We start from the raw sequence: 7,727 nt of genomic DNA, 5'->3' as shown, positions 1-7,727 counted from the left end.
GCCTTCTCTTGTTGGGGTGGAACTGCGGCCGGCGCGTTCTGCTGGGCCACCGCCCCCCCCCCCCCCCCCCCCCCCCCCCCCGGGCCGCGGGGGGGCCGCGGGCCGGGGCCCCCCCCGGGGCCGGGGGGCCCCCGGCGACCCGGCCCCCGCCGGGCCCCCCGCTTCGGTGGCTGCCACACGATCACAGCGCACGGTCCCGGCATCTCATCCCTCATGGAGGGCAGATGCCGGGACCGTGTGCTGTGCCGAGGTCAGTGTGCCGTGACGAGCGGGTGCTCGACGTACGAGCGCTTGGCGACGAAGCCTGCGTCACGGAGACGGTCCACCGAGATCGGGACGGCCGGGGCCGCGATCTCGGCGCGGTAGACCAGCGGTGGGAGGCCCTGTGCCGCGCTGATCGCGTCGAAGAGCTCGGCGTTGGTCGGCGGGAGCTCGGGATGGGTGAGGTTGTAGGTCCCGACGATCCGTGTCTCCACCGCGTGGACGATCGCGTCGGCGGCGTCCTCGACGTGCAGACGGTAGAGGAGCGCGTCCGCCCCGAACGGGACCGACCCGCCGAGGTACTGGTGGGCCATCGCGATCTTGGCGTCGATCGGCGGGTCGTCCGCGCCGAAGATGTCTCCGCACCGGAAGATCGTCGACCGGTCGCCGGCCTCGGTCCGGTAGACGTCCTCCATCGCCAGGAAGCGGTCGGGGCTCGGGTCGTCGGAGTCGGTCACGGGGGAGTCCTCGTCGACCATCTCGAGGTGGTTGGCGGCGCCGCCGTAGACCGACAGCGCGGACAGCGCGACGAGGTGCGGCGACCCGGGTGCGCTCGTGACGCTCTCGGCCGTGGCGACCAGGACCTCGTGGTAGGTCTTGGCGCGGTCCTCCGGTGTCATCGAGTGGGCAGCGACCGGTCCGGCGCTGACGACGACGGCATCCGCCTCGGCGACGGCTGCGTGCACCGCCTCACGGTCGGCCCCGCGCAGCACGACGACCTCGTCGAAGCGCGACGCGAGGTCGTCCACCCGCCCGGGGGTGGTGGTGGTGACGGTGACGTGGTGACCACGCTCGCGCAGCGTGGTGGCTGCCGAGGCACCCACGAGGCCGGCACCGATGACGAGGATCTTCACTGGGCGTTCTCCTTGCTCGTACGGATCTGGTCGAGGCCGGCGCGGACGGAGACGAGCTCGTCGACGCGTTCGGCTCCGAGAAACTTCTTCGAGAGCTCGTTCATCGGGTCGAGGGTGTAGCCGTAGGTGCGCAGCAGGTGGTCGCGCTCGCGCAGCGCGACGCGCTCCTCGAGAGGCACCGGCCGGGCCTCGCGGACCCACCCCAGCCAGGTGTCGACCCGCTGCTCCACCGCCGCGCGCAGCGTCGCGACCACGTCGTCGGTCCGGTCGGCGACGTAGGAGCTCCCGACGGGGGAGAGGAACGCCCGCATGTACGTCCCGTGGCTGACCGACCAGGTGAACCGGTCGTCGCCGCGCAGCGAGAGCCACGAGGCGTTCTCGGGCTCGTAGTAGCGCTCGAGGTAGTCGACGTCGACGGCGAGATCACGCCGAGGCACGAGGTCGCTGAAGTAGAAGATGTTGGGGATGGTCCCGAACACGATGATGAGGTGGGGGACGTCGATGTGCGGGCCGAGCCAGACCTGGAGGTTCATGTCCAGGATCGATGCCTTGCGGTTGCCGATCCAGGAGTGCACGAGCCACTCCGCGCCGTTGTCGGCGTCGCCGGCGTAGGTGTTGAGCGATCCCTCGTACGAGTCGTCGGGGGTGCTCCAGGCGGCGAGTCCGTCGCTGTTGGGGTGCGGCTGCACCGGCAGCTCGGCGGTGATCTTGTCCTTGGCCGCGGTGAGGATCTCCCAGAACGCCTGCCACAGCTCTCGGCTGTCGACGTCGGGCGCCTCGGCGAGAAACTCCGGGATGGTCTTGGTCTGGCTACTGGTCATGGGCGAAGCATAATGATATATCATCTATCAGTCGAGAGCATCGAGGGGCCCATGATCGTCGTCGTCAGCCAGGCATGGACCAGACCGGGTGAGGAGCACGCCCAGGCCTACATCGCGCTGTCGGGCGAGTTCGGACGGTTCTTCCGCGACCATCCCGCCTATCGCGGCCGTCGCCTGGTCCGTGGGGTGGAGGACCCGACCCACTTCACGCACCTGCGGTTCTTCGACACCGTCGAGGCGTACGAGGAGTGCACCCGACACCCGGACTACGTGGCGCACACCGAGGCGATGTACGCGCACCTGCGCCCGTACGACTCCTATCCCCGTGAGTACCTCGAGGTCGTCCTCGACGAGCCGGACCCGCGATGACCACGTTCCTGCTCGTGCACGGAGCGTTCCGCGGTGGCTGGTCGTGGCGTCGGGTGCGGCCCTACCTGGTCGCCGCGGGTCACGACGTCTACGCCCCGAGCCTGACCGGCGCAGGGGAGCGGGCCGGGTCGGCCGGCGACGTCACCGGGCTGCACGTCTGGGTGGACGAGCTGGCAGCGCTGGTCGAGATCGAGGACCTCGACGACCTCGTCGTCGTCGGCCACAGCCAGGGCGGCGTCGTCGTGCGTGCGCTCGTCGACCGGGTCCCCGACCGGGTGCGACGGGTGGTCTATCTCGACGGGGCGGTCCCGGACCCCGGCGAGCGGGCCGTCGATCTGACGCCCGCTCCCGCGACGGCGCTCCCGCCCCGCGAGACCCTCGTCGCGGCGCGCCCTCCGGTCGCGGGCGGTGACCTCGACGAGGCGACGGCCGCCTGGACGGGAGCACGGCTCACGCACACCCCGTTCGCGCCGTCGCTGGACCCGCTCAGCGTCGCGGCGGAGCACCCCGTCCCGGCCTCGTACGTCTTCTGCGCCGGGACGCCCGAGGGCTATCCCTCGAGCACCACCCGTGCCCGCCTCGACGCTCGAGGCATCCCGTACGAGGTGCTCGACGCCGGGCACGACGCGCCGCTGACCGCTCCCGCGCAGGTCGCCGACCTCCTCGTCCGGGCCGCAGCGCTTCCCGTGTGACCCCGGGGGCGGCACACTCGGCTGAGCACGTCTTGTGCCGAGCCGAGTGGAACGGCGTCTTGATTCGGCGGTGGCTTCGTGAGAGAACTGATCCGCCCCGTGCTGGCCGACCGGCCTGAACGACGACGAAGGAGTCCCTCGATGTCCCCGAGGACGAAGCAGCTCGACCCGCGTGGTCCGGAGAGCACCAGCGCGACGATCGCGACGGTGGAACGCGCCGCGGACGTGCTGCTTCTCTTCACCGAGAGTGTCGGGCCCGATCTGGGCGTGACCGAGATCGCCGACGCGCTCGACCTCTCGAAGGCGGCGGTCCACCGCGTGCTCGCGTCGCTGCGCAGCCGTGACCTGGTCAGCCTCGACGAGAGGACCCGGCGCTACTCGCTCGGGGTCGCCGCGATGCGTCTCGGTCTCACCTACCTGGACCGCATCGACGTCCGCCGTGTCGGTCGGCCGTTCCTCGAGGACCTGTCGGCACGGACCGACGAGACGGCGACGCTGTCGGTGCTGCTGGGCGAGCGGAGCCGGATCTACGTCGACCAGGTCACCCCCGACCGCGAGGTCATCATGTCGGTGACCATCGGCGAGCCGTACCCGCTGCATGCGGGGGCCTCCTCGCGGTCCTTCCTCGCCTTCCTCCCCGACGAGGAGATCGACGACTACCTCGACTCCGTCCCGCTCGTCGCGCTGACCGACAGCACGATCGTCGATGCCGCCGCCCTGCGGGAGGACCTCGCCGAGGTCCGCCGCCAGGGATGGGCGCGCTCGCAGGGCGAGCGGATGGACGGCGCCGCCTCGGTGGCGGCACCCGTCCGCGGCCACGACGGCCGTCCGGTCGCCGTCGTCAGCGTCTGCGGTCCGGCCGAGCGGTTCGAGCGTGAGCTGGACGCGTGCCGGGACGCGCTGCTGGAGACCACGGCATCGCTGTCGCACCGCTTCGGCTGGACCCCCTGACCGAGGCGGTCAGGCGCTCGGCCGCGCCAGGTAGCGGCCACCACCGGTCGCGGTGACCACACCGTCGGTCAGCACCCGCCGCCCGCGGACGAAGGTGTCGGTGACCTTGGCGGTGAGATCGGCGCCCTCGAAGGGCGTGTACTCCTGCGTGGACTCCGAGTCCGCCGCCCGTACGGTCCATGCGTGGTCCATGTCGACGATCGCGAGGTCGGCGTCCTTGCCGACCTCGATCGCGCCCTTGGTGGCGCCGAGCCCGTAGCGCTCCGCCGGGTTGGTCGCGGTCAGCTGCGCCACCCGGTCCAGCCCGAGGCCGCGCTTGCGGCCCTCGGTGATCATCCCGGCGAGCAGGTACTCCGCGCCGCCGAAGCCTGACTTCGCGAGGAACACGTCGTCACGGTCCGCGCCGAACTTCTTCTCGTCGCGGCAGCAGGCGTGGTCGCTGACGACCCAGTCGATGGTGCCGTCGAGCACGTGCTCCCACAGGGCCTCGACGTCCTCGCGCGGGCGCAGCGGCGGGTTGACCTTGCCGCCGACGCCGTGTGCGGTGTCGCAGTCGGCGAGCAGGTGACCGACCGTGACCTCACGGCGGAAGTCGACGTGCGGGAACGCCGCGGCCATCCGTACCGAGGCGTCGACCGCCTTGCGGGACGTCAGGTGCAGGAGGTTGATCGTGGGCAGGCCGGTCTCGTGCGCCAGGTACGAGGCGATGGTGACCGCCAGGCCCTCGGAGTGCGGTGGGCGTGACGCGCTGTAGGCGGGCAGACCCGAGAGCGAGCCGTCCTCCTCGACCAGCGCGGTGTACGCGCTCATGATCTCCGCGGTCTCGCAGTGCAGCGACAGCGAGATCTGGTCGGCGATCTCGGGGTGCTGCTCGCGGGCCGCCTGCACCCCGCGCATGACGAACTCGAAGTGCGCGTAGTCGTAGCGCTCGCCCTCCGGAGTCATCAGGAACGAGCGCTGGTCGTCGGAGCGGCCGTGCAGCCCGTGGCTCCCGTAGAACATGAAGATCTTGAAGGACGTGACTCCGTGCTCCTTGATCAGGGCCGGGATCTCGTCGATGTGGCCGCGCGACATCGGGGCGAGGTGGAACGCGTAGTCGATGACGGAGCGGTTCTCGGTCTGCGCCAGGACCTCGGGGAAGAACTCGGCGTACGAGCCCCCACGGTTGAGGTAGTACTGACCGGTCCGCATGTAGTTGAGGGCGGTGGTGACACCGCCCTGCGCGCAGGCGCGGCTCTCGGTCGCGGCGTCCTCGGACAGCGGGTTGTAGATGCCCCAGTGCTGGTGGGCGTCGACGACGCCGGGGAAGACGGTCCGGCCGCCGGCGTCGACGAGGTCGACGCCGGGCTCCACCTGCAGGTCGGGTGCGAGGACGGCGATCTTTCCGTCCTTGATGCCGATGTCGAGCTGCTGGGTCAGCTCGGAGCCGGCGACGACGACGTCGGCGTTCGTGATGATCAGGTCGAGGTCGCTCATGCGGACTCCTCCTCGGTGCGGGCGGTGGTCGGGGTGGGGCTGGTGAAGGTCACGAGGCGGCGCAGGACGCCGTCGACGCCGGCGAGCGAGTCGAGGTCGAGGACGTCGGCCCGTACGGCGTCGGCGTCCTCCTCGCTCACCCGTCCGGCGACGTTGTCGCGGAACTTCCGGGCGAGCTCGTCGTCGGACAGCGGGCGCTGCGGGCCGCCCCGGTTGGTGAGGACCTCTTCGACGAGGACCTCGCCCGACGTCGTGCGCAGGGTGACGACGGCGGGGAACTGGTGCGGATAGATCGCGTCGCAGCGCTCGTCCGGGACGACCTCGACCTTCGCCATCAGCGCGCGCCGGACCGGGTCCTGAGCGAGAGCGTCGGTGTAGTCGTCGAGCCCGGTGCCGAGACCGCCGCCGCCCAGCAGGCCGGCGACGACCGCGTACGGACCGCTGAACTGCGCCTGGTAGCCGGTCTCCGGTGCGCGCTTGGTCTCCAGCGGCGCTCCGATCGTGCGGATCACCGCCGTCGGGGCGCCGATGACGATCGACGCGACGTCCTCCGGCCGGACACCCCGCGCGCGCAGGGCGAGGCCGGCGTCGACGGAGGTGTGCGTGAAGTGGTTCGCCGGGTACGGCTTGAAGAAGATGTCCGGCACCGCCCACGTCTTGCCGAGGCCCTCGGTGACCGCCTCGGGGAAGAAGCGGCCGTGCAGCCACGCCTCGAAGAACCCGAACCGGCCCTCCAGGACGGTAGGCGGTCCGGTGAACCCGCGGCGGACGAGCTGGGCGGCGGTGACGCCGGCCTGAGCGGCGAGACCGCAGTGGAGGCGCTTGACGGTGCCGCCGGTGCGGTTGGCCTCGATGATCCCCGACGCCATGGAGGCGGTCAGGCCGAGAGCGTCGAGGACACCCTTCTCGTCGGCACCGTAGAGGAGCGACGCGGCGACCGCGCTGCCCATCGCCCCGGTGATCGAGGTCGCGTGCTGCCCGTGCTCGAAGAAGACGGAGTTGCCGAGCTCCTGGTCGTACCCGGCCATGCCGAGCCGGACGGCGACCTCGAGCCCGACCGCGATCGCGCGCACGGTCAGCGCGCCGTCGGCACCGGTGTGCTCGGCGGCCGCGAGTGCGGCGGGGACCACGCTGGCGCTCGGGTGGAGCACCGACGGGAGGTGCGTGTCGTCGTAGTCGAGGGAGTGCGCGAGCACGCCGTTGGCGAGCGCGGCCTGGGCTGCCGTCACACGCTGGGGCGAGCCCACGACGGTGGACTGCTCGTGCCCGCCCTGGTCGAGGACGTGCCCGATGATCGCGGCGCTGGTGTCCAGGCGGTGGGCGGCGACGCAGAGGCCGAGGACGTCGAGCACGCGCTGGCGCGTGCTCGCGGCGACCTCGTCGGGGAGGCCGTCGCGCGCGACGTCGGCGGCGAACGCGGCGAGGTGGCCGCCGAGGGTTGGATCACTCACCCGCGACCACCGCCAGTGGACGCACGGGCGACCCCGTGGCGCCGAAGAGCGGCAGCGGGGAGAGGACGAACACGAACTCGTGCAGGCCCTCGGCCGCAAGCTCCTCGAGCGCCATCGTCTCGATGATGTAGACGCCGTTCTCGACCAGCAGCACACGGTGGGCGGGCAGGGTGGCGTGACCGGCGCCGGGCGGAAGGCACTCGTACGCGATCGTGTCGGCGCCGGTGGCGTGGACCCCGCGGTCGACCAGCCACTGCGCGCCTGCGGCACCCACTCCGGGCACACCCGACGACTGGCCCATGAAGAGCTGGTCCGCGCCGCTGTCGAAGTGCTGCCCCCAGCCGCTGCGGACCAGGACGACGTCACCCGGCGCGATGGTGCTGCCCTGACGCTCGAGGGTCAGCTCGAGGTCGGCCACGGTGATCTCGTACCCGGCGTCGAGACGCCCGACGCCGAGGGCGGCGGGCACGTCCAGCAGGACGCCCGGCCGGACCATCGGCTCGATCGTGTGCGCGCCGAGCTGCGCGTAGCGCCCTCCCTCGAGCGCGTCCGCCACGTCGAGCCCGCCGTACAACCGGCCGTCCTGGGACACGTGGGCGAGGGCGTCGACGTGGGTGCCGACGTGCGTGCCCATGGAGATCATGTCGTTGGCCGCGGAGCCGCCGTCGACGCGCACCATGTCGCCGTGGCGGCGGGGGAGGGCGTGCCAGTACGGCGGGTGGTTGGGCGACTGCGGCATGCCGACGGTGAGGCGTCGGCCGAGGTCCACCACCCGGACCCCGGCGCGTACGGCGTCCAGGAGGCTCCGCGGGGGGGACGAGGTGGTCGAGAGGGTGGTCATGCCTTCTTCTT

At 71.8% G+C, this 7,727-nt stretch carries 8 protein-coding genes; 3 read left to right on the top strand and 5 right to left on the bottom strand.

The window, feature by feature from the left end; genetic code table 11:
• Positions 1–251 precede the first annotated feature (251 nt).
• Together PV363_RS03200 and PV363_RS03195 are read right to left on the bottom strand one after the other, a co-directional pair.
• A complete protein-coding gene (locus tag PV363_RS03200) occupies positions 252–1,115 on the bottom strand; it encodes an NAD(P)-dependent oxidoreductase (protein ID WP_220341270.1) in 864 nt (287 codons plus the stop codon).
• Positions 1,112–1,936: a hypothetical protein gene (locus tag PV363_RS03195; RefSeq protein ID WP_220346920.1), complete on the bottom strand. Its 825-nt coding sequence runs from the start codon at positions 1,934–1,936 to the stop codon at positions 1,112–1,114. The genes PV363_RS03200 and PV363_RS03195 overlap by 4 nt, the downstream gene beginning before the upstream one ends.
• Before the next feature lie 51 nt (positions 1,937–1,987).
• Between PV363_RS03195 and PV363_RS03190 the strand changes: the two genes are divergently transcribed.
• The 3 genes from PV363_RS03190 to PV363_RS03180 all read left to right on the top strand — a co-directional run bounded on the left by PV363_RS03190 (position 1,988) and on the right by PV363_RS03180 (position 3,948).
• Positions 1,988–2,305: an antibiotic biosynthesis monooxygenase gene (locus tag PV363_RS03190; RefSeq protein WP_220341272.1), complete on the top strand. Its 318-nt coding sequence runs from the start codon at positions 1,988–1,990 to the stop codon at positions 2,303–2,305.
• A complete protein-coding gene (locus tag PV363_RS03185) occupies positions 2,302–2,997 on the top strand; it encodes an alpha/beta hydrolase (RefSeq protein WP_220341273.1) in 696 nt (231 codons plus the stop codon). The genes PV363_RS03190 and PV363_RS03185 overlap by 4 nt, the downstream gene beginning before the upstream one ends.
• A 141-nt stretch (positions 2,998–3,138) precedes the next feature.
• Entirely contained in the window at positions 3,139–3,948 is an 810-nt protein-coding gene (locus PV363_RS03180) for an IclR family transcriptional regulator (RefSeq protein WP_220341274.1), read from the top strand.
• A gap of 9 nt (positions 3,949–3,957) precedes the next feature.
• On the opposite strand, the gene PV363_RS03175 is transcribed toward PV363_RS03180, so the two are convergent.
• The 3 genes from PV363_RS03175 to PV363_RS03165 are packed head-to-tail and all read right to left on the bottom strand — an operon-like array spanning position 3,958 to position 7,716.
• Entirely contained in the window at positions 3,958–5,424 is a 1,467-nt protein-coding gene (locus PV363_RS03175) for a dihydroorotase family protein (protein ID WP_220365391.1), read from the bottom strand.
• Entirely contained in the window at positions 5,421–6,875 is a 1,455-nt protein-coding gene (locus tag PV363_RS03170; RefSeq protein ID WP_301021661.1) for an MmgE/PrpD family protein, read from the bottom strand. The genes PV363_RS03175 and PV363_RS03170 overlap by 4 nt, the downstream gene beginning before the upstream one ends.
• Positions 6,868–7,716, bottom strand: coding sequence for a cyclase family protein (locus PV363_RS03165; protein WP_220341277.1), 849 nt, complete (start codon positions 7,714–7,716; stop codon positions 6,868–6,870). Before PV363_RS03165 ends, PV363_RS03170 begins: the two co-directional genes overlap by 8 nt.
• Between the last annotated feature and the right edge of the window lie 11 nt (positions 7,717–7,727).

Origin of the sequence: Mumia sp., assembly GCF_028803055.1 — a bacterium.
Classification (GTDB): Bacteria; Actinomycetota; Actinomycetes; order Propionibacteriales; family Nocardioidaceae; genus Mumia.
Note: the sequence above shows the minus strand (reverse complement) of the source record. Positions and strands in the feature narration are given on the sequence as shown.

Excerpts from the sequence above, each read along its gene's own strand:
- PV363_RS03195 (WP_220346920.1), bottom strand. The coding sequence starts at position 1,936 with ATGACCAGTAGCCAGACCAAGACCATCCCGGAGTTTCTCGCCGAGGCG.
- PV363_RS03190 (WP_220341272.1), top strand. The coding sequence starts at position 1,988 with ATGATCGTCGTCGTCAGCCAGGCATGGACCAGACCGGGTGAGGAGCAC.
- PV363_RS03185 (WP_220341273.1), top strand. The coding sequence starts at position 2,302 with ATGACCACGTTCCTGCTCGTGCACGGAGCGTTCCGCGGTGGCTGGTCG.
- PV363_RS03180 (WP_220341274.1), top strand. The coding sequence starts at position 3,139 with ATGTCCCCGAGGACGAAGCAGCTCGACCCGCGTGGTCCGGAGAGCACC.
- PV363_RS03175 (WP_220365391.1), bottom strand. The coding sequence starts at position 5,424 with ATGAGCGACCTCGACCTGATCATCACGAACGCCGACGTCGTCGTCGCC.
- PV363_RS03165 (WP_220341277.1), bottom strand. The coding sequence starts at position 7,716 with ATGACCACCCTCTCGACCACCTCGTCCCCCCCGCGGAGCCTCCTGGAC.